The 21,467-nt window shown below is 45.2% G+C and carries 16 protein-coding genes; 6 read left to right on the top strand and 10 right to left on the bottom strand.

Annotation, left to right across the window (positions count from 1 at the left end; all coding sequences use genetic code 11):
- Nucleotides 1-215: 215 nt before the first annotated feature.
- A complete protein-coding gene (locus ACO03U_RS07790; protein ID WP_161870553.1) occupies nucleotides 216-563 on the bottom strand; it encodes a YlbF/YmcA family competence regulator in 348 nt (115 codons plus the stop codon).
- Nucleotides 564-729: 166 nt separating this feature from the next.
- The gene (locus ACO03U_RS07785; RefSeq protein ID WP_204686445.1) at nucleotides 730-2,895 is read right to left on the bottom strand and encodes a PBP1A family penicillin-binding protein; all 2,166 of its coding nucleotides are present in this window, start codon (nucleotides 2,893-2,895) and stop codon (nucleotides 730-732) included.
- A 284-nt stretch (nucleotides 2,896-3,179) separates the two neighbouring features.
- Here ACO03U_RS07785 and ACO03U_RS07780 point away from each other — a divergent pair, with 284 nt between their 5' ends.
- Nucleotides 3,180-4,034, top strand: coding sequence for an RluA family pseudouridine synthase (locus ACO03U_RS07780; protein ID WP_204686447.1), 855 nt, complete (start codon nucleotides 3,180-3,182; stop codon nucleotides 4,032-4,034).
- Nucleotides 4,035-4,260: 226 nt separating this feature from the next.
- Here ACO03U_RS07780 and ACO03U_RS07775 read toward each other — a convergent pair whose 3' ends face one another.
- The 3 genes from ACO03U_RS07775 to ACO03U_RS07765 all read right to left on the bottom strand — a co-directional run bounded on the left by ACO03U_RS07775 (nucleotide 4,261) and on the right by ACO03U_RS07765 (nucleotide 9,297).
- Nucleotides 4,261-5,133 carry an ROK family protein gene (locus ACO03U_RS07775; protein ID WP_161870550.1) on the bottom strand — a complete coding sequence of 291 codons (873 nt, stop codon included), beginning with the start codon at nucleotides 5,131-5,133 and terminating at the stop codon, nucleotides 4,261-4,263.
- Nucleotides 5,134-5,248: 115 nt separating this feature from the next.
- Nucleotides 5,249-7,930 carry an alpha-mannosidase gene (locus ACO03U_RS07770; protein WP_204686449.1) on the bottom strand — a complete coding sequence of 894 codons (2,682 nt, stop codon included), beginning with the start codon at nucleotides 7,928-7,930 and terminating at the stop codon, nucleotides 5,249-5,251.
- A 77-nt stretch (nucleotides 7,931-8,007) separates the two neighbouring features.
- Nucleotides 8,008-9,297, bottom strand: coding sequence for a glycoside hydrolase family 125 protein (locus ACO03U_RS07765; RefSeq protein WP_204686451.1), 1,290 nt, complete (start codon nucleotides 9,295-9,297; stop codon nucleotides 8,008-8,010).
- 158 nt (nucleotides 9,298-9,455) lie between these two features.
- Here ACO03U_RS07765 and ACO03U_RS07760 point away from each other — a divergent pair, with 158 nt between their 5' ends.
- Both ACO03U_RS07760 and ACO03U_RS07755 read left to right on the top strand, forming a co-directional pair.
- The gene (locus tag ACO03U_RS07760) at nucleotides 9,456-10,514 is read left to right on the top strand and encodes a GntR family transcriptional regulator (protein WP_161870547.1); all 1,059 of its coding nucleotides are present in this window, start codon (nucleotides 9,456-9,458) and stop codon (nucleotides 10,512-10,514) included.
- 73 nt (nucleotides 10,515-10,587) lie between these two features.
- Nucleotides 10,588-12,732, top strand: a complete 2,145-nt coding sequence (locus ACO03U_RS07755; protein ID WP_204686453.1) for a GH92 family glycosyl hydrolase — start codon at nucleotides 10,588-10,590, stop codon at nucleotides 12,730-12,732.
- Nucleotides 12,733-12,800: 68 nt separating this feature from the next.
- Here the strand turns inward: ACO03U_RS07755 and ACO03U_RS07750 are convergent, their stop codons facing one another.
- Nucleotides 12,801-13,832 (bottom strand): CHAP domain-containing protein, encoded by a 1,032-nt coding sequence (locus ACO03U_RS07750; RefSeq protein WP_423104542.1) that lies wholly within the window; start codon nucleotides 13,830-13,832, stop codon nucleotides 12,801-12,803.
- 257 nt (nucleotides 13,833-14,089) lie between these two features.
- Complete coding sequence (locus ACO03U_RS07745; protein WP_161870545.1) at nucleotides 14,090-14,827, bottom strand: pseudouridine synthase; 738 nt, start codon at nucleotides 14,825-14,827, stop codon at nucleotides 14,090-14,092.
- Nucleotides 14,828-15,047: 220 nt separating this feature from the next.
- Between ACO03U_RS07745 and ACO03U_RS07740 the strand changes: the two genes are divergently transcribed.
- On the top strand, nucleotides 15,048-17,612 hold the full coding sequence (locus ACO03U_RS07740; RefSeq protein ID WP_204686455.1) for an HAD-IC family P-type ATPase: 2,565 nt from the start codon (nucleotides 15,048-15,050) through the stop codon (nucleotides 17,610-17,612).
- Nucleotides 17,613-17,700: 88 nt separating this feature from the next.
- Here ACO03U_RS07740 and mafR read toward each other — a convergent pair whose 3' ends face one another.
- On the bottom strand, nucleotides 17,701-19,140 hold the full coding sequence (mafR, locus tag ACO03U_RS07735) for a global transcriptional activator MafR (RefSeq protein WP_204686457.1): 1,440 nt from the start codon (nucleotides 19,138-19,140) through the stop codon (nucleotides 17,701-17,703).
- A gap of 190 nt (nucleotides 19,141-19,330) precedes the next feature.
- Between mafR and ACO03U_RS07730 the strand changes: the two genes are divergently transcribed.
- Nucleotides 19,331-19,762 carry an 8-oxo-dGTP diphosphatase gene (locus tag ACO03U_RS07730; RefSeq protein ID WP_204686459.1) on the top strand — a complete coding sequence of 144 codons (432 nt, stop codon included), beginning with the start codon at nucleotides 19,331-19,333 and terminating at the stop codon, nucleotides 19,760-19,762.
- 90 nt (nucleotides 19,763-19,852) lie between these two features.
- Here ACO03U_RS07730 and ACO03U_RS07725 read toward each other — a convergent pair whose 3' ends face one another.
- Together ACO03U_RS07725 and ACO03U_RS07720 are read right to left on the bottom strand one after the other, a co-directional pair.
- Entirely contained in the window at nucleotides 19,853-20,551 is a 699-nt protein-coding gene (locus tag ACO03U_RS07725) for a hypothetical protein (protein WP_204686461.1), read from the bottom strand.
- Nucleotides 20,552-20,553: 2 nt separating this feature from the next.
- The gene (locus tag ACO03U_RS07720; RefSeq protein WP_161870540.1) at nucleotides 20,554-20,751 is read right to left on the bottom strand and encodes a helix-turn-helix transcriptional regulator; all 198 of its coding nucleotides are present in this window, start codon (nucleotides 20,749-20,751) and stop codon (nucleotides 20,554-20,556) included.
- A 208-nt stretch (nucleotides 20,752-20,959) separates the two neighbouring features.
- Here ACO03U_RS07720 and ACO03U_RS07715 point away from each other — a divergent pair, with 208 nt between their 5' ends.
- On the top strand, nucleotides 20,960-21,298 hold the full coding sequence (locus ACO03U_RS07715; RefSeq protein WP_204686463.1) for an iron chaperone: 339 nt from the start codon (nucleotides 20,960-20,962) through the stop codon (nucleotides 21,296-21,298).
- Nucleotides 21,299-21,467 lie beyond the last annotated feature (169 nt).

Here is a 21,467-nt window from a genome sequence, read left to right as displayed (position 1 = left end):
GTGGTTCTTAAGATGCTGCGTGACTTTTACTTAGAGTTATGGTGTATGCACCTACTCAAAGTTTGAAGGCGCAAGGTCAAGCTAACGAGGCATCTGGGCATACAGTTCAGTTCATCTGACCAAAGACCGTTAAGATGAGCTAGTAAAACCAATCAGTACTATACTTGAAGGCCAATAAAAAAGCCCCTACCACAAAGGCAGAGGCGTAAAACAAATTAGGCTTCCGGATTGTACAATTCCCGGATAGGACCTGTGATGATGCGGTTCAAATCATCCAAGACCGTGCTGAAAGCTTGTTCTCTTTGCATCAATTGACCAATTAATTCTTCTTTTTGAATCTTACCAGTCATTTCTTGCGCGGCAGCAGCATCTTCTTCTGAGATTTCTTCTCCCGCCATCATTTTTTGATGGAGGCTTTGTTGCAAGCCTTGAAATTCTTTAAACAAGCCGTATGCTTCTTCATTTTCTTTCAAACGATCAAATGATTCTTTCAAGTCACCAAATTGTTGTGATTCGCGGATTTCTTTTTCTAATTGGTTTGCGGTATCGTAAATATTTGCCATGATTGTCCCTCGCTTTATAAAAGATACTTCTATTGTAGCACGAACGATAACAAAAAACAGAGACTAATATCAGATTTGCATTAGTTTTATGGTCCTTTTGTTAGACTCTTAAAAAACAACCGCTAGTCGGTGCTGGCACGACTAGCGGCTGTCTATGTTCATTCGGTTAATTTCCGTTAATCTTGTCCCAGATCCCACCAAAAATTTCTTTGGTGCTTTCTTTGAGTTTGTGACCGAAATCAGAGAGACCTTCTTTGGCCTTCTCACCGAAATCTTCCACTTGTTTTTGCCAATCCGCTTTTTCTTGTTCGGCTTGGTATTCTTCGTAATCTTCTGTTTTGACGACTTTACCTTCTGTTTCGTAAGCATTGACTACTGGAAAGGCTGTCTGTTTCACATAAGGCAACACGTTGGCTGCGACGTTGCGGAAGACTTGCCCTACCCCTTGACCAGCTGAGCTTGTCAGGTAGTGATCCTTACTAGTTTTTTCGAACCCATACCAGCTAGCAATCACGACATTTGGCGTATAACCAATAATCCACTGGTCATTGACTAGTTGTGCATCAAAATTGGTTTCTGTGGTCCCGGTCTTCCCGGCTAAGGTATAGCCAGGATTTGCGTAAACCGCACTCCCGTTAGTATAAGTCCCCAGTAGCATGCTGGTCATTTCATTAGCGGTATCTTTGGAAATAACTCGTTTGCCTTTTGTGGTATTGTCCACCACTACAACACCTTGCGCATCCACGATTTTCCGGATTAGATGAGGTTTGTAATAGGTACCGCCATTGGCAAAGACGCCATATGCGGCTGCCATAGTCATCGGCGACTCCCCTTTTTCTAGCCCACCTAAACCGACACCGCCGTAGTACTTGTCTTTATCGCTTAAGGAAAGACCAAATTCTTTGGTCTTGTTAAAGCCTTTATCAATGCCGATTTCATGAAGCAACCAAACTGCTGGCACATTCAGACTATTGGCTAACGCTTGGTACATCGGAACTTCGCCAGATTCGGAATACGTCCCGCTGTAGTTTTTCACATCATAGAAGTCCAGTTTCTCATCTTTCAAGATGCTATCAGGCTTATAGCCGGCTTCCAAAGCTGGTGTATAGACCCCAATCGGTTTTATCGTCGAACCCGGAGAGCGACGCATTTGCGTGGCAAAATTAAAGCCCCGATACGTATGCTCCCCGCGCCGGCCTACCAAGGCTTGGATCCCACCAGTATTGGGATCAATAGCGATAGATGCTGATTGTGGTTTTTCGCCATCCGCAGTGGCTGGATCTGGGAAGACTCCCTCTTGTTGGTACGTATTTTCCATTTCTGCTTGCATATTTTGATCCAAGGTGGTGTAAATCTGATAGCCTTTGTTCAAGAGGTCGCCTTCATCAATATCGTATTCATTTACAGCTTCATCAATAACTGCATCATAGAAGAAAGGATATTTGTACCCTTTATCCGTCTGGGCATAGCCATCGTAAACCAGATCCCCAATATTGACACTAGCGGATTGTTTTTCCTCGTCGGCGGTGATTTTGCCGGTTTCAGCCATCACCGACAAAACAGTATCCTTACGCTTATTCGCTAACTCCACATTGTCAATAGGATTGTAAAGACTAGGTCCTTTCAACATCCCCACCAACGTCGCAGCTTGGCTCAAGGTGACTTCAGAAGCATTGACACCGAAGTATTTCAACGCCGCATCTTGCATCCCCCAAACCCCACTCCCCATAAAGGAATTATTTAAATACATTTCCAAAATCTGGTCTTTGGAGTACTGTTTTTCGATTTCAATCGCTAAAAATAATTCTTTGGCTTTCCGACTAAAGGTTTGATCCAACGTCAGATACGCATTCTTGGCCAACTGCTGGGTGATGGTGGATCCCCCGCCGCCTGAAGTATTGCCGTTTTTCAATACCCGTAAAGCCGCCCGGGCAATCCCTTTAATATCAAAGCCATGATGCTCATAAAAATTCCGATCTTCCGTGGCAATGACGCCATTGACGATATACGGTGACATCTCATCGATGGAAACATACGTCCCTTTTTGGGCTAATAATTTCCCCGACTCTTCATCCTTGCCATCATAAACCACCGTACTGGCCTTCATGGACGCTTCGAGGCTCTCCACATTGACGGTTTTCGATAAATAAAATAAATAGCTAGAAGTAATCAACACGCCGATTAGCGCAAACAAAATGATGATTTTATTGACATGATATTGTTTCCAAATCCGTCTGCGGGAACGATGGAAACGTACTAAATAAGGCTTTAGCCAGTGCCAAAAACTCACAAGTTGATTCTTGAGTTTGGCCCAAATAGTGGCGAAGTTCATAGCCTGCCCCTTTCTCGAAATAAATTTTGCTGGTCAGCAAAGCAGCCCATAAAAGTAAAATAATAGCAAAATGGCTGTTTGCCAAGTGTAGCACGATTGTTTCACTGTCACATAGGACTTTAGTCTGATGATGCATCCTTTGTGAATTTTTTCTCGTGAAAATCGCTTATACAGGCTATTTTAGCATCTATCCCTCGTGAAATCGTAACTTTTTCCTTAAATAACTCTTAAAAATGCTATACTTTTTCTGAAGCAACCAATGCCAAGCAAGAAAGGAAGCCTCTATGAACTATACCATCCAATTACCCGCTAGCCAAAAGCCGCTATCACTAGCAGATCTACTAGAAAAACAGTGGCTCGTTCCCCGCAAAGTCCGGCATCTTTTACGCATGCGAAAAAACTGTCTGGTCAATGGAGCTGTTGCCGAGTTTCATCAGATCGTTCAAGCCGGCGATACGCTTACCGTGATTTTGGAAGAAGCGGATTACAACTATCAGCCTCTTCAACTAGGTCAAGCCAAAAATGTTAAGGTACTCTATGAAGATAGCCACCTGATCGTAGTAGACAAACCCGCCGGCATCAAAACCCATCCCAATGAGCCTGGGGAAAAAGGCACCTTGATGAACGATTTAGCCGCTTATCTGGCTCCTAGCCAAAGTCGTCCTTACGTGGTACATCGCCTAGATCAAGAGACTTCCGGCACGCTTTTATTTGCCAAAAATCCACTGGTCTTGCCTCTATTAAGCCGTCTTTTAGAAGAAAAACAGATCTATCGCCGCTACCAAGCACTGGTAAAAGGTGAAATCAGTCGCGATCTCACCATCACCAAAAAAATCGGCCGGGATCGTCATGATCGCCGCAAACGAGTAATCGATCCCCGAGGTGGACAGATTGCTGTGACCCATGCGGAAGTCTTCAGCCACACTCCCAAGGAAAGTCGCATTTTTTGCATTTTGGAAACTGGGCGCACCCATCAGATTCGCGTCCATCTCGCAGCCCTTGGACACCCCATCATTGGCGATCCCCTATACGGCAAACAAACTGCCCCACGCCTAATGCTCCACGCGTATCAGATGAGCTTGAAACATCCCTTCACGGAAGAAACCATCGAAATCACAGCAAACCCGGGATTGTGGTGATGCTAGGGACATTCGTGAGGGGAGTTTGTGCTGTTTGAGACCTTGCCTAGGATGACAAGTCCGTTTTATGGCGAGCTGCTTTTACTCGTAACCAGTATCTTATCTTTGTCCATGAATAATCAAGCAGATACATCCTCTCTCACACTTCTCTTCCTCATGAAAATTTGCAGCCTAAAAACAAAAAAACTATGACCCGCATCTTATCGCAGGTCATAGTTTTTTGTTTTTAGGCTTCAGCCAAGGCGTCTGCAGCTAACAAAAGACAGCCGATAATGCCGCTTTCGTTTGGCAATGCCCAGCGTACGATGTATTCGCTGGCACTTGGTGTTTCCATGTAGCCGTTCATTTGAGCGACAAATTGTTGGCGAATTTTCAACAAGAGGTGGTCTTGATTCATCACACCACCACCTAAAATCATCATTTCTGGTGCAAATGTCAAGGCGTAGGTCATCAAGGCTTGCCCGATGTAGTAGGCTTGAATATCCCACACTGGGTGATCTTCTGGTAAGTCTTGCCCTTTAATCCCGGTGCGGGCTTCCAATGATGGCCCAGCAGCTAGGCCTTCCAAGCAATCTTTATGGAAGGGACAAGTGCCTTCATAGTCATCATCTGGATGGCGTTTTACATGGATATGCCCCGTTTCTGGATGGCTGATGCCCGAGAAAACTTTGCCATCGATGACGACACCACCACCGATACCTGTACCCACGGTCAAATACAGACAACTTTTCTTCCCTTGGGCCGCACCTTTTTTCAGTTCGCCATAAGCTGCCGCATTGACGTCTGTGGTCCAAGCAAAAGGAATGGTCGGATAATGTTCTTTCATATTGCCAAGAAAATCGTATTGCGCCCAACCTTTTTTAGGCGTTGCTAAAACATAGCCATAACTATCTTTAGCAGGATCAATCCCAATCGGACCAAAAGAGCCAATCCCCATCGCTACGATTTCGAATTGGTCAAAAAAGGCGAAAACCTGGTCCAACGTCTCTTCTGGAGTCGTCGTAGGAATACTCGTTTTTTCCAAAATGTTGAAATTTTCATCACTAATAGCGCAGACAAATTTTGTCCCGCCGGCTTCAATACCGCCATAATAAGCCATCGTGTCACACTCACTTTCCCTTATTAGTCAGCTGTCGAATTGTCTGGCAGCCTTACCACAGCACCCCAACCATTTCCCATTGCGATCAGAAATGATCGGGGCAAACGATCAGGCATTATTGGACAATCCCGATGGTCCGAATCTCATAAGGCGCTAAGTTTTCTGCCACCGTTTCAGCTTGTTTTTCTTCCAATAAGTTTAGCAGATGGAGAGCTTTGGCACCATCCTTCTTCACGGCAAATTTTTCCGGTTCGTCAGCCAAGTTGTAGCCTCGCAAAATTAATTGGTTATCTGCCCAACGGCGTTTCAAAGCAGTGATTGCAAAATTGTCTGCAGCGACCGTCACATAAGTCTGAGCTGTCGGTAAGTTACCAGCATGCAGTTTTGTTTGGCTAGCTAACAATGGCACTTGCAGGGCTTGAGCTTGTTTGTAAGTTTCGTAGCGTGTTGCCGGGGCCCCATGGATGACGATGCCGTAGTTGAAGGTATGTTGACCCAAACATTGGGCTTCTGGTGTCGGGAACCAACCCCAGTCACCTAACTCACCCACACAGCGCAACAAAGTCAAAGTAATGGTATCTTCCACAATTTCGTACTCATTCAACCCAAAGTTGTTAACCGTCACACCAAAATCAGCGTCATGCAAATTAACAAACGCATGTTGGTGTTGCGGATTTGTCGGATTTTCCCAATGACTAGAAGGTTGATTTGGTCGCGTCACCGCTTCAAAAATACTATCTGCTTCGTGGGTTGCTACCGCTAAAGTAGTTGGGAATAACGCCCGTAGACGATGGTCTTTGGCTTGGTTATCCACCGTTGTCGCAAATTGTAAATCCCCACGTTGTCGTTGGATGGTGATCAATGTTTCAATCGTGAAAGGAATCAAGTTTTCAGAACGGCCAGCTTTGCGAGAACGGAATTCCATAACTGCCCGTTGTTCTTCTTCTAGCAAGGCATCCGCTGAAGCAGGAATCATCATTTGGTGAGTCACTTTGACAACACCTTTTAACCGGTTGTTTTCCATGACTTCCACTGTGTATGGAAAGTCAGTAGACAAGATAGCTTGGTCCCCTACTGGTGATTTGAAGATGTATTCATTGGCGATGTCTCCCATATCTTCAAAAACAAGCAAATGATCCAATTGTTTATTCAACGCTTTGTTAAACAATGACAAGGAGCCGTCTGCTTGGATTTCCGCTTTGATCCAGTCGTTTTCTAAGACCCGTCCATCAGGAGAAACGAGGCCGCCCTCAGTCGTCGGTGCCGCCCCTGCTACCAAGGCAAAGGTTTCCCAACTAAAAGGTGCCATGTCCGCAACTTCGACTTCTACCATCACAGACCGTTCCATATAAGGAATCCGGAAACGATCTTTTGGTAAATCGTAGTCAAAATGCACGTCTTCTGAACTGATGTTAGCTGCCACCACGTCACCGGCAGCATTTACCACATGATAAGTTCCCGCTGGTCGTTCTTGCAGTTCTTTGTACAGATTTTGTGGCACACCTTGAGCGAAAGTTTTCCGTTCCAGTTCGACTTCCAAAGTAGCCAAGCCACTGCGAGTCGCGCCACTGGTATTGAAGACGACGAAAGGTTTACTGTCGGTAGGAAAAGCTGACGTATCGATGGCACTTGTCAAAGCAGCCAATGCTTCATCTGCGACATATTTGCCGACTTCATTGGCTTTTTCAAATCGGGGCATCATTTCCCGATGGACTTCATCCACGGAACAGCCACAAATACTATCATGGGGATGATTTTGCATCAAGGTTTTCCAAGCGTAGTCCAGCTGGTCGTGCGGGTAGGTCCCCGTCACTTCATAGGCCATCGCCGCCAAAGGTTCTGCGATATTTTCCAATTGACGAGAAACCCGCGTGTTCCACTGTTTCAAGTAGACACGAGCCGAAGCCGTATTGGCCAAGGTATACCAACCATCTGTCTCTTGACTGGTCAGCTCCCCTTTCATCGTTCCTAAATCAGTTGGCAAATCTTTTTCCACAGCTTCTAAATACTCAGTAAAGTTTGAATGAACAAATTCATACTCAGGGAAAAGTTGGTTAGCTAGTGCAATGGCTTTGCTGAGATCTTTTTGGACCGGCTGATGGTCAACGCCGTTCATCATCAACAAATTACCAGTGGAGGCAAATTTTTCAGCATCTGCTAATTTTTGTTTCCAAAATACTTTTGCGGCTTCTTCTTCCGCAGGGATTTCATTACCATTGGAATACCAATTGGCAAACAACAAGCCAAAGATCCGACTCTTATCTGGTCCTTCCCAGTACATTTCCGAGTATTGCGAAGTGAAATTATCATCTGCCAATACTTCATTATCAAAGCCAATTGGTTTCACTCCTCGGCCGTATGCCGCAGCTGGCAAGTTGGCTTGGAGCATCATTTGTGGCGTTTGACCCATATTGCCAAAGGTATCCGGGAAATAGCCCAAAGCTACCGGTGTCCCCCACTTCAGGGATTCTTTGTGACCGATTAGCATATTACGGGTATTGGATTCGGAGCTAGTCAAAAAGTCATCTTGTAAAATGTAGAAAGGTCCGATTTGTAATTTTCCAGCTGTGATGGCTTGTTGCACGGCTTCGCGTTTTTCTGGACGGACTTGCAAATAGTCATCCAAAATGATGGTCTGACCATCTAAATGGAAGCTGTTGAAATCAGGATCGGTTTCAAACAACTCCAACAAATCATCCATTAGTTCTACTAAACGCATATGGTGTTGTTCATATGCCAGATACCATTCCCGGTCCCAGTGACTGTGGGAAATGATAAATACTTTTTTCTTCGTCATCGTAATTCTCCTTACTATCTAATCCGGGACCCAGCTTCACAAAACTGGGACCCGCTGGCGATATGCTAGCTATTTGCTTATTTTTCCACGCAAATATCGAAGTAATCCATCACCAATTCACAAAACATCATGTTGGCCCAAGAGAACCATTCCCGTGTGTATTGGTTTGGATCTTCTACGTCAAACCCTTCATGCATCAAATGCGTGCCGGCATCCGTGGCGACTAATTGGTTCAAGATCCGTTCTTTTTCAGCTTTGTCAGCTGTCGTCATGCCTTCCATCGCCATCGCAATCGGCCAGACATAGTTTTCCGGCGTATGAGAAGAACCGATCCCTTTAGCGAAGGTTCCTTCATAATAAAATGGATTTTCTTTGCTCAATAAGGTCTTACGAGTACGCAAGTAGCGTTCATCGTGAATGTCCCCGTAGCCAAGGTATGGTGCGGAGATCAAGTTTGGCACGTTACTGTCATCTTGGATGGTAGCATTGCCCAAGCCATCCACTTCATAAGCATAGATATCTTCGCCAGCAGCATTCGTCGTGCGACCATGGGCTTCGATACCGGCTTCGATTTCAGCTTTTAACTTGCTAGCGGTGGCCACAATTTCAGAATCAGACAATACCTTCGTGAAGATTTCTTCGATGTAGCCGAGAGCGACTACCGCAAACATATTGGAAGGTACCAAATATCCATAGATACAGCGGTCATCAGACGGACGGAAACCTGACCAAGTCATGCCACAAGGAGCCACTTCAGCACCGCGACCTTCGTTAATCAAAGTATCTTCTTCCCGCCAAGTATCCCGAACAAAGGTATATGGCGATTGGTTATGATCTTGTTCCGTCGTGAAAACCTGCAAGATTTTTTTGACCCCTGCGACAAAATCTTCATTAAATTGATCTGTACGACCAGTATTTTTGTATAACAAGTAAGCCAATTGCACAGGATAACACAAGGAATCGATTTCATATTTCCGTTCCCAAATCCAACCATTCATTTCAGTATGATCATCTTGATGACCCGCGCCATTGTCTGCTTCATTAAACGCATTGGCATAAGGATCGATATTAATGTAGAAAAATTGTTTTTTTACAAGGCCCGAAATCATCGCTGCCAAGTCTTCATCTTCTTTAGCAATCACCAGATAAGGGCGAACTTGCGCCGTGGAATCCCGCAACCACATTGCTGGAATATCCCCAGTCAAAAGGAAAGTCGTGCCATCCTCGTGACGTTTCACCGTAGTTAAAAGCGTATTGGCAAAAGCCGCATTAAAGTTCACTGCCCAATCGGCATGTGCCTCGCCACATTTTTTAGTTATTTCATCCATAAAGTGTTGCACTGATGTTGGTATGTCTTTATAAGCCATTTCGGTACTCCTTCACTAATTTGATATATCAATACAAGGTGATTATAACAGGTTCCGCCAATTTGTCCACGCTTTCAAATGAAATTCTAATGTTTTTTTCGACATAAACTATGCTATGATACTTTCATGATATATCATTTAATGAAAGGAGCCTTTTCATGACCCAACCTTTATATATGAAAATCATGACGGAGCTACGAGAACAGATCCTAGGTGGCCTTTTAGATACTGGGGCGAAGTTGCCTACTGAAAAGGAATTATCGGAAAAATACCAAGTTTCTCGCATCACCTCCAAGCGGGCCTTGACGGAATTGGAGCAAGAAGGTCTGATTTATCGTATTCGCGGCAAGGGAAGTTTTGTCAAAAGTCTCGTTTCCAAAAAAGCTTCCCCGACGGCCACCCGCCGACTGCTCTTCATCTTACCTTTTGTTACGGACTTTTCTGTGGGCAATTTTCACGAAGGCTTAAACCCAGTAGTGGCGGAAAGCCAATACGAAGTCATGACCGTTGATATGGATTTTTTGGCCAATAAAACCGCTGATGAAATTATGGCAGAATTTGATGGTTTAATTTATTACGTGGATGATATGGACCAATACCTCGACTTGTTACTGGAACTTTCTTTAAGCCAGTACCCAGTGATTTTATTAGATAAAAAACTATATGATTTGCCGTATCCCACCGTTCTTTCGGATAACGTCGATGGCGGCCGTCAAGCTACCCAAGCCTTAATCGATGACGGGCATCAACAGATTGCTTATATCTTTGGCGAACGGGTCCATCCCCAATCAGTGCGGCAGCGGTATTTTGGCTACCTGCAAACCTTAAAGGCCGCGAACTTAACCTTCCACACAGCAATGAATGATCAAACCGCCACGATTCATAGCTTATCTGACTACTTGGCCGCCAACCCAGCAGTCACTGCTTTGATTTGTGAAAACGACCTGGTGGCCATCGCTGCCATGCGTCAACTGCGGCAGTTGGGTAAAAACGTCCCAGAAGACTATTCCGTTATCGGTTTTGATGATATCCAAGCCGCGGCTTTAGTGGATCCCCCGCTGACCACCATCGCCCAAAATTTCAAAGAACTAGGAGCCACAGCCGGCCGGGCCTTGCTACGACAGCTCCAGTCCAACACACTACCAGTGGATGCTGCCATCCCCGTCCGATTAGTCAAACGGCAGTCCACTAGCTTCCTATCCCGTCCTGACCGGTAAAACCGGCAGCTAATAAAACCGCTTTGACTCCCAAAAAAGTCAAGGCTAAACCTAGACAAGAGGAGATTCAAACATGCACACACAAATGATCGACACCCGTTTTGGAACTGCCAATCAATACAGCTTTTCCCATGGCAACTGCTTGCCTTATACTGGGGTTCCTTTTGGCATGAACTACTTCGCACCTCAAACAACTGATCAAAAAGGTAGCTGGTGGTTTCATCCAGAAGACCGCACTTTCCAAGGCTACCGTTTGACCCACCAACCCAGTCCTTGGATGGGAGATTACAGTCGTCTTTTGCTGACGCCAGTCAGTGGGACCCTTTCTGAGATGACTCTTGGTGCTGCTCAAAGTTCCTATCGCCCTGAGGAGGCCACTTTCGAACCTACGCAGTTGGTCATCACTCAACTACGCTACCAAGCAACTTCGCGGTTGATTCCCACCATGTATGGGGCAGCGTTAGAGGTCAACTACCGTCAGCAAGACAACGGTCTGCTGCTACAATTGCCTGGACGTTATGAACTGACGATCACCGACGAAACCCATGCAGAAGGCTGGATCATCAACTTCTCTGGCTGTGAAGATCCCGATTTTAAAATGTACTTCACGCTAAGTTTTGATGCGCCAATCACGAATGCACCAGCTACTTTGACCGGGGAAGATGGCTTGATTCGCTTTGATTTTGGCACTGTCAAGAAAGTCATCACTAAGCTGGGTACTTCTTTTATCGACCAGGCCACAGCCCAAGCTAACTTAGCTAACGACGTTGTTGGCACGCCAGCAGAGCTCTTAACTGCCAGTCGCCAACAATGGCAAAACTATCTCGGACGCATTAATGTCACTACTCACAACCCTGCCCACCGAGAAACCTTTTATCATAATCTCTACCGTTGTTTCTTATTCCCACAAACCTTCTATGAAACAAATGCTGCTGGCGAAATTGTGCACTATGATACGGTCAGCCGCAGCAGCAAACCCGGCGTTTTGTACACTAACAATGGTTTTTGGGATACTTTCCGTACGGTTTATCCCTTGTACAGCCTGATTGCCCAAGACAAATTTGGCGAAATGCTGGAAGGTTTCTTAAATAGCTATGAAGATGCCGGCTTCTTGCCAAAATGGTTATCGCCAGACGAACGCGGCTTGATGCCAGGAACCTTGATTGATGGTGTGATTGCTGATGCTGCTGCCAAAGGGATTCGTTTGGACTTGATGCCTCGCTTTTTAGAAGCTATGAAAAAATCAGCCACCATTCAAAGTGACAATCCCAACTACGGTCGCCGCGGTACGACTGATTATCTGAAGTACGGCTATGTACCACTGGATCACCACGAATCCGTCAACCATACATTGGACTATGCTTATAGCGACTATTGCATCAGCAAAGTAGCTGAAGTAGTCGGCGACGAAGAAACCGCCGCTTATTACCGGAAGCAATCCTTGAACTATCGCAATATTTTCGATCCGGAAACTGGCTTTATGCGCGCGAAAGACAAAAATGGTGCTTTCCGCCCAGATTTCTCTCCAATCCGTTGGGGCTTAGACTACGCAGAAGGCAGCGCTTGGCAATCCAGCTTCTCCGTCTTCCAAGATTTCCGGGGCTTAGTCAACGCTCACGGTGGTAAGGTGCAATTTGAAGCCAAACTAGCCGAACTTTTCAATATGGAGCCTATTTTTGACACTGCCGGCTACGGGATGGAAATCCATGAAATCAGTGAAATGGCCGCCATCGAGTTTGGTCAATTCGCGATTTCCAACCAGCCTAGTTTCCACTATCCTTACTTGTCTAGCTATATCGGCAAGCCAGAAATGACCCAACCTTTAATCAAGCAAACCTTGCAAGAATGCTTCTCCACTAGCTTCAATGGCTACCCTGGCGACGAAGACAACGGCACCACTGCTGCTTGGTATATCTTTAACAGCCTTGGTTTTTATCCTGTCACGTCTGGTTCCGGCGAATACGTCATCGGGATGCCCCTGGTGGAAAGCGCCACACTTCACCTGTCTAACGGCAATACGTTAGCTATTGATTGTGGTCATAACCAGCCGCAACAACTCTTCATCCATGAAGTGTCACGCAATGACCATAAGCACACCGCCATGTTCTTCACTCATGAAGACCTGCTGGCTGGTGGGGAAATTGCCTTCCATCTAGGGTTAGTCCCAGCACCACGGGAATACCGCGATGAGGATTATCCATTTTCCTTGACGAAATAATCATAAATAAGGGCTCCTCAACGATTGTCTGTAACAGTTGTTGAGGAGCCCTTTTTAGTTAGTCAATTCTAGTTCCTATGAATAAACTGCATCCCGGCAGCACTCAAGGTTTGGTAGTTTGGTCCCGCTGGATTGGCAAACCCGAGCCCTCCTTGAGAAAAAGTAAAGGTGCCATCCCCATTGACAGCTTCCACATAACCAACATGCCCGTATTGAGCGTTGGCGCCATTTTGTCCTGCCGCAAAGACTGCCACTGCGCCTACTTCGGGTGTGCTATCTACTCGGTAGCCATCCGCTGCAGCAGAAGCGCCCCATTGGCAACCATTCCCCCAATAAGTCCCCACCCAAGGAGCAACTGTCTTCACATACCAAGTGCACTGACCCCATTCGTAGGCATTGCCGGAGTTGGAATGATCTACACCATGACTTTGCTTAGCGACTGCCGCGGCTGCATCTTTGGCAGCTTTTTCCTTAGCGGCTTTTTCTTTGGCGGCTTGCGCCTTAGCAGCTTTAGCTTGCACGACTTTTTCCTCTTGTTTCTTTGTTTCAAGCTTTTTCAATTGGGCTTTTTCAGAGGTCAGTTTCTGTTCTGCAGTTTTTTGCTCAGCGATCACTGTTTTCTGCTGTGCTACCAAATCTCGGTACGCAGTCTGCGCTTGCTTTGCTTTCGCTTCTGCTTTGTCAACAACTGACTGTTCTTTGGCTTGTTTGGTTTCTTGCTTTTCAAGCTCCTCTGCTAGCCGCTCAACCTTTTCTTTAGTAAAGACATAAGAAGAGGAATTGATATTAGTCATTTGTAACATGTGATCTGCAGCGTTTCGTTTAACGGTCATCGTCTTCGTTTCCGCTGCCGTTTTTGCTAAATCGATAGCTGCGCTTTGGACCTCTTCTTGCTCTTGTTCAACCTTTGAATGCTGTTCTTTTATGTAAGCAGCTAGTTGAGTATTATGTTTTTTATTTTCTTGAATCTGCTTTTGGATATCGGCAATTTTGTCTTGAGTATTCTTGATAGTATCAGTTGTTTCGGAAGCAAATGCTGGAGACGCAAACAAGCTAGTCCATAGTAGCAAAGTCGTAATAATAGTTTTCTTTAATTTCAATCGTAAGCCTCATTTCGTTTTCTTTTGTAGGCATAATTTAGCACGACAAACGATGAAATGGGTAACACTAGGCTTACAGTTGAAAGTCAGTTTTCCCAGTTAATCGAAAAAAAAGCAACAAGTTTTACAGTTATTTTTCAAAAAAGGCAGGCTGATTACCGAAAAAGACTACCCCAGCATTCACCTCTCAAAAAAAAGACAAAACCGACACACGCTCCCTTTTCTCATGAGTCGATTTTGTCTTTTATTCGAAGCTGTTAGTTGGATGTGGCTTTTTTTCCTTCCTCCAACAGCCCAACTTCCGCCTCTGTCAACGGACGGTAGTCTCCTAATTCTAATCCTGAATCCAAAACCAACCCTCCGATGCGCAATCGCTTCAGATAAGTCACTTCTTTCCCCACTGCTTGCACCATCCGTTTCACTTGATGAAACTTGCCTTCATGAAGGATTAGACGAATTTCACTCGTCTGCGCTTTTTCATCCGTCGCCACAATCGTCAGCTCTGCCGGCAACGTCTCTTCGCCGCCATCGATGGTCAGTCCCTTAGCAAAAGCTGCTACATCTTCCTCAGTCATCACCCCAGCCACTTTAGCAAAATATTCTTTTTCCACATGTTTTTTAGGCGACAATAAACGATGCGCCAACGCTCCGTCATTGCTCAAGAGCATAAAGCCCTCGGTATCTTTATCCAAACGACCGACAGGAAATAAATCCTCGCGAAAATCAGTATCCGCTAGCAAATCCACTACTGTCTCCTCGTAGTTGTCCACCGTCGCTGAAATAACCCCACCAGGTTTGTTCATCATATAGTAGAAATATTTCTGATAGATTACCGGTTCCCCGTCAAAGACCACCTGATCTTGGTCTTCTGCCACTTGCAGCTTGTCAGATTTTACAACCTGCCCATTGACGGTGACTAGTCCTTTTTTGATGTAACCCTTGACCTCTTTACGACTACCAATGCCCATATCGGCTAAAAATTTATCTAAGCGCATGCTACGTCCTCCTTGCTTTCACCCAGTTCTTATTTCGTTTGCATTATACCATGTTCTTCTTGTCCCCTGTTTTAACCATCTTGCTATTTTTGCATAGGCCTATGAAAAAGTAACCCCCTATCTAGGCGACAGACTGGCTATACTGTTTTCAGATAAGTTATTTCCCTTGGTCAAGTATTCTCAAGGGGAAACTTACAAAAATAACAAGGAGGAACTTACTATGACTTACCATCATAAATCCATCAATGAAACCTATACAACGTTGCAAACGACAGCCAATGGTCTTACTTCTTCCCAACGAAAAGCCCGCTTGGAAAAACAAGGCTACAATCAATTAGCTGAGAAAAAACCGGTTCCTCTTTGGAAAAAAATCGGGAAACACTTTCTAGACCTCCTCATGGTGGTCTTGCTAGTGGCAGCCATTTTAAAAGGAATCACCGGAGATTACGTGGAGATGGGCATTATCCTCGCTGTCGTAATCATCAATGGCATCATCGGATATCTGCAAGAACGCAAAGCAGAAGCCTCTCTTAATAGCCTCAAGCAGCTACTATCCCCTACCGCCACCGTCTTTATTGATGGTCATCGCAAAGAGGTCGCCTCAGAAGAAATCGTGACTGGCGATGTCCTACTACTAAAAAGTGGCGATGTCTTACCTGCCGATGTCCGCTTTGTCGAAGCAGCTGATTTGGTCATTGAAGAAGCCGTCTTAACCGGCGAATCCTTACCCATCAAAAAAACAACGGCCATCGTAAATGAAAAAGCCGGATTAGGTGACCGACGCAACATCGGTTATTCTGGAACCCAAGTCCAAGAAGGGCGCGGTATCGGGATCGTGATTGCCACCGGTGATCAAACAGAAATTGGTAAAATCAATCAAGCCTTGCAATCAGTCAAGCCCCAAACAACGCCACTGATCCGCAAAATGAACCAACTCAATCAGCAAATTTTTAAAGGCCTGATGCTCTTTATCGTCTTTCTCATCATCTTTACTTCTCTACGCTACGGCTTAGAGGCCAACCTTTTACTCTCAGCGGTGATTGCCCTGATTGTCGCTGTGGTACCAGAAGGTCTGCCAGCTGTGCTCACCATGATTTTATCCATGGGGGTCAAAGAACTTTCCCAGCAAAAAGCGATTGTCAAAAGTATGCCCGCAGTGGAAACATTGGGTGCCATGACCGTCATTTGCTCCGATAAAACAGGAACGCTGACCAAAAATGAGATGTCTGTCACCGATGTGGTTTTTCCAGATACTGAGACAACAGCGCTACCGGAAAAACAAGCGCAGCTGCAAACCCTCATGACTAACTGCCAAGATTTACGCACCACAACGGACCAAAAAGCGGCCAATTTAAAAGGGAATCCCACTGAAATGGCTATCTTGCGTTATGTCGAGGCTGCTGCGGAACCCCTTTTGCCAAAATTAGCCCAAATTCCTTTTGATTCCAAGCATAAATACATGGCAACCCTGCATGAAGTCGCAGGACAACTTACCTTGTTTGTCAAAGGAGCTCCAGAAGTTCTCCTTGCCAAAGCAAACTTGAGTCCAGCAACGCAAACTTTATGGCAACAAGCCATTAGCCAGCAAGCTCAAAAAGGGCAACGGGTCTTGGCATTTGCTACCACTAGGGTGAGCCAACCAACCATCCGTCACGAAGACGTCACCGAACTAGAAATGGTCGGCTTAGTGGGCATCATTGACCCGCCCAAAGAGTCAGCCATTGCCGCCATCAAAAATTGTCATCAGGCCGGGATTGCTGTCAAAATGATTACCGGTGACCATCGCGAAACCGCTCGGGCCATCGGAAAACAAATCGGCTTGAAACATACGGATAGTGTCATGGAAGGCCCTGAGATTGAAGGCTTATCAGAAGAAGAATTGCGGCAAGTGGTCAGCCAAACTGATATTTTCGCTCGAACGACACCTGAACACAAGTTGCGTATCGTCACAGCACTGCAACAGCAAGGTGAAATCGTTGGGATGACCGGGGACGGGGTCAATGATGCTCCAGCCTTAAAGAAAGCCGATATCGGGATTGCCATGGGTATCAAAGGCAGTGAAGTCACTAAAGAAGCCGCTGATATGGTGTTAGCAGATGACAACTTTGCCACGATTGCCAATGCCGTCAAAGAAGGACGACGTATTTTCGACAACCTAAAAAAGACCATCAATTTCTTCTTGCCGACTTCTCTAGCGCAAGGAATTCTCGTCATCTTTGCCCTCTTAACCGATCGTCCATTGCCCCTTAGTCCCGTGCAAATCCTCTGGGTCAATATGGTGACCACCATCACCTTGTCTTACGCATTGAGTTTTGAAAAGGCGCATCCTGAAACCATGGCTCGACCACCTAGAAATCCCGAAGAAAAAATTCTCTCGCTACACAGCCTCTTCCGAATTCTTTATGTCGCTTTATTAATCACCGTTCCCGCCTACCTACTAAGTGCACAAGCCACAAACCCGGTAGTGGCACAGACCATGCTCTTACAAAGTATCGTCTTGAGTCAGGCTTTCTATATGATTAATTGCCGCGAACTAACAGATCTGCCCCTGAATAAAAGCTTACTTGAAAATAAGGCCATTTGGATTTCCTTTGGAGCTTTGGCTATCTTACAAGCTTCATTGCTAGTGGTCCCTTTCATGCAAAACCTCATTGGGACCACCTCCCTTACTTTGGGACAACAACTGACCCTCTTCTTAGCTTCGGGAGTAATCTTCCTTTTAGTCGAACTGGAGAAAAAAATTGTCAAAGGAATCCTCGCTCGTCGCAACCAACAAACGGCATAAGCACCCTCTTTTCATAAGCTGATAAACAAATCAAAGGACCCTGGGAAACAGCAATCAACTGCTGGCTTCTAGGGTCCTTATGGCAAGCTTAAAGATAGCGGTGTTGCAGCAGCTTTTTAAACTCTGCTAGTTCGTTTGTGGTGGGAATTGTGGAGAGATAAACTACTCGGGCAGGACATTGAAAATCCAAGGGGTAATTGGTTAGCACGATTGTTTCTGGCGTAAAGGGTTGCTTTGCTAACTGTTGGCTATCCACTACCGAAATCGCTACCCGGCGTCCCGCTAAGTCCTGGAGTTCCGTCAGTAAAAATTGTTTCCATGCTGGTTCGCCCTGATAGACAAAATAACAGGGTAAAGGCGTAGTATTGTGGGTTGCCTGCGCCGTTTGCACCAACAAAACCAGATTGCTTACCGCGTGTTGTGACACATTGGCTACCCCAGCGAGGCCCCCAGCTTCCAAGGTTTGGGCGATTTGATCAAAGAGGGTCGAAAAGCGTTCTTGACACAAAGCCAAGACTTCGGCGTATTCCCTCAAAAACTTGTCGGACAATTGCTTTGATTCATAATACTTCACTTGAAACAACACCAGATCCTCCAACAAAGCCGGGTCTGTCACCAACTGCTCCTCCACGCCTAATTGTTGTAAAAAAGCAGTGGCCGCTGTAAAAAGATGGGGATAATTGTCCCGGAGACGCTGGGAAACCACTGGCGACAGCAAATAACTCCAACTTTCCAAAAAGCAGAAATAGGCAAAAAAGGCTTCTTCTTGTTGTAAGGAAATACCTTCTTTTCCATAAACTTCCTGCAAGTATTCCAAATAGGTCTGATACAAGGGGTCTTCATCAAAGGCAAATCCTTCGATGGGGCAGCCTGCTTTGATCCGGATCGTATTTAGAAAAAACCAACACGTACCGAAAATTTCTTCGGTCGCTACGCCAAGCTGCTGTCGTTGCAATTTTTTTAAGAAATTTTGATAATTGCTTTCATGCACCACATAATCGGCAAAGAAAAAATGGTGGTGGGTAAAAGGGACCAACAGTCGATGATAAAAAATCCGAATATTGGATTCTTCCCCTTGCCACCAAATACTGTCCGAATTTAGCCGAATTTGCAATTGAAAAGCAGCTAAAACATGATTCATCTTCTTTACTTGGCGTTTTAGATACGCCACCGATACCCCGTTTTCCATCAAAAAACTCGTCAGTCCCAATCGTTTCTGCATCAAGAGACCTTTCAATAGAGTCATAGCTAGCGTCTGTTGTAGATAAAGCTCCCAAATTTCTTGAATTCCTTGGCCTTGCTGGCTATTTAATGTCAGGCCCTGATTGCCATCAGCCACCAGTTGCCAGTCAGGGGGCAAATCCAACCGTACCCCCTGCAAATCATTAAAAATCGTTCGCTGGGAGACTTGCAATTGTAAGGCAAGATCTTTGGTCGTCATTTGGGGATGATGGAGCAAGCTCTCTAAAATCGTAATCTTACGGAAAAGATCCTTTTCCGTAATCAATTGTTTGGCTAAGGTAAACATTCTCTCACCTTCCTAGACAAGGTTTTCTGGTATCTATCATCGCTATTTTCAGCAGTTACTCGCAAAGTGTTTGGTAAGGTATAATAGTCTTAATTATTGTACCATGTTCCTAGTGCTGGCTTGATTAAAAAAGATTGTTATGATTTTCAATCCCCGCCTGCGATACAACCATTAGAAAAGAGGAAAACAAATGTCCCGAAGCTTTGCTGTCGAACTCACCACCATCTGTATGATTGAAAACCAACGAGGGGAAATCCTCCTCCAAGACCGCCAAAAACCTGACTGGCCCGGCTGGACGTTTCCCGGTGGTCATGTAGAAGCTAACGAATCCCTCACCCGCGCCATGATTCGTGAAATCGCAGAAGAATGTGGCCTAACCCTCACCCCTCGCTTGATGGGGGTGGCTGAATGGCTCAACGATCAACAAGGCGGTCGCGAACTAGCTGGCTTATTTTATGCCACCACCACAGAAGAACCCGTAGCTGGTGTCGGTGAAGCGGAGGTCTTTTGGTTTCCCAAAAAAGACCTGACCCCTGAGCGTCTAGCGGGGACTCTAGGAGAGTTGTTACCGATTTTTTATGGCAAAACCAGCCAAACCAATTACTTTAAAGGCAATGCTTAGCTCCTATCCGCGATAGCTGAAGTCATTTGCGAAAACAACTAGCATAAAAAACAGCAAAACTCGTCAGTCAGCGAGTTTTGCTGTTTTTGATTATTGCCATAAATGATTATGAAAGCCAATCAAGTAATACAAACTGATATAGCCAAACCAAAAACTACCCAAGAGGATAAAAATCCACTTGGCGATTTGATGGTCTTTTGGCGGCAAAGCTACCCCTGAGGTTAACAGGATTGCCGGCAGAAGAAAGTTCAGAAGTAGATTTTTCATATCTGGCTCTTTTTCCCAGTTTAGATAGAGGCTGATCAGAACAATCGCCCCCTCCACAAGTACCAGCCAATAAAAACGTCGTGGAATCTTAGCCACAGCTGACGGGAGGGTTCTAAAATTGCGAATCACCAAGCAGATCCCCGTCGAGACCCAGTATAAGGCGACAAAATTTACGACACTTTCGGTAATTTGCCCCTGTTGGATAAGCTTACCAGTCCCCGATGTAGTAGTGAACAACATAAAAAGACCTAAAATGAGATAAAACAAGCTATACAAACCAATGTGTTTGGTTTCTTTCACTGCCAAAAAGGCATCTTTAAAAATCCAATAGCCAGTCATCACTGTTATTCCCAGTAAAATCATAAAATAGCTTAGCGCCATTTGACTAACAAATACTTCTTTTCCCCGAAAAGATCCGATAGTGGCGATAAGAAACAAGCCGATGATCATCACATAAAAAGCAATCGCAATCCCCTTACGTCTTGCAACTAGCTGCCTTTCATCAAATCTTTCAGTATTCATTTTCAATCCTCCCAAAACAGTTCATCTAAGGTTTTCCCTAACACTTTGCAAATTTTAAGGCAGAGGTTGATGGTGGGATTGTAATCCCCTTTTTCGATGGCACCAATCGTCTGACGGGTAACTCCAATAAGTTCTGCCAACTCGGCTTGGGTCAAATCCCGCTCCACCCGTGCTGCCTTTAGTTTTAAGTTTTTTTTCACCGCACCTCTCACCTACTTTCAAAGCCATTGTATCATATAGCTTACTCAATGCAATATATATTTTACATGGTGTATTTTATATTATTCCGAAATTTCTTTTTAAACTGACTCTTTTGCTGATTTTGCTTTCACAAATCTGAAATCCGAGCCGCCACAGCTACCCATGGTACAATACAATCACTACAAGTATTCCCAAGGAGGAACTTTCATGACCATCATTACCGATTATATTGCTACTGCACCAGAAAGCGCTCAGCCGCATCTCAAAGCAATCTATGCCTTAGCCAAAGAACTCCTTCCTACCGCCGAAGAACGCATCAGTTACGGCATGCCGACCTTTTATCACGGCAAAAACATTCTCCATTTTGCCGCTGCAAAAAATCATCTAGGCTTTTACCCCACTCCCGGACCAATCGAACAATTTGCCAGCGAACTTACAGGTTATAAAACTTCAAAAGGTGCTGTCCAATTTCCTTACACCAAATCGCTACCCGAAGACTTGATTCGTCAAATGATTGCTTTTCGCCTGACGGAGATGGCAAAATAAATTCGCTAGTTCACGATTCAGTTTCTTGTTAAGAAAACATAAAAAAACAGGGCAAACTTGCTTCTGGAGAATGCCTCGAGTTGTAGTGGGACTGGCCAATGCCAAAAAAAGTTCCTGTTTGTCATTGCCCTTGCTGAAGTCAAACTGGTTGTAAATCCGCTAAAAACCA

The sequence above is a fragment of the Enterococcus diestrammenae genome, assembly GCF_049384045.1.
GTDB lineage: Bacteria > Bacillota > Bacilli > Lactobacillales > Enterococcaceae > Enterococcus_C > Enterococcus_C diestrammenae.
Note: the sequence above shows the minus strand (reverse complement) of the source record. Positions and strands in the feature narration are given on the sequence as shown.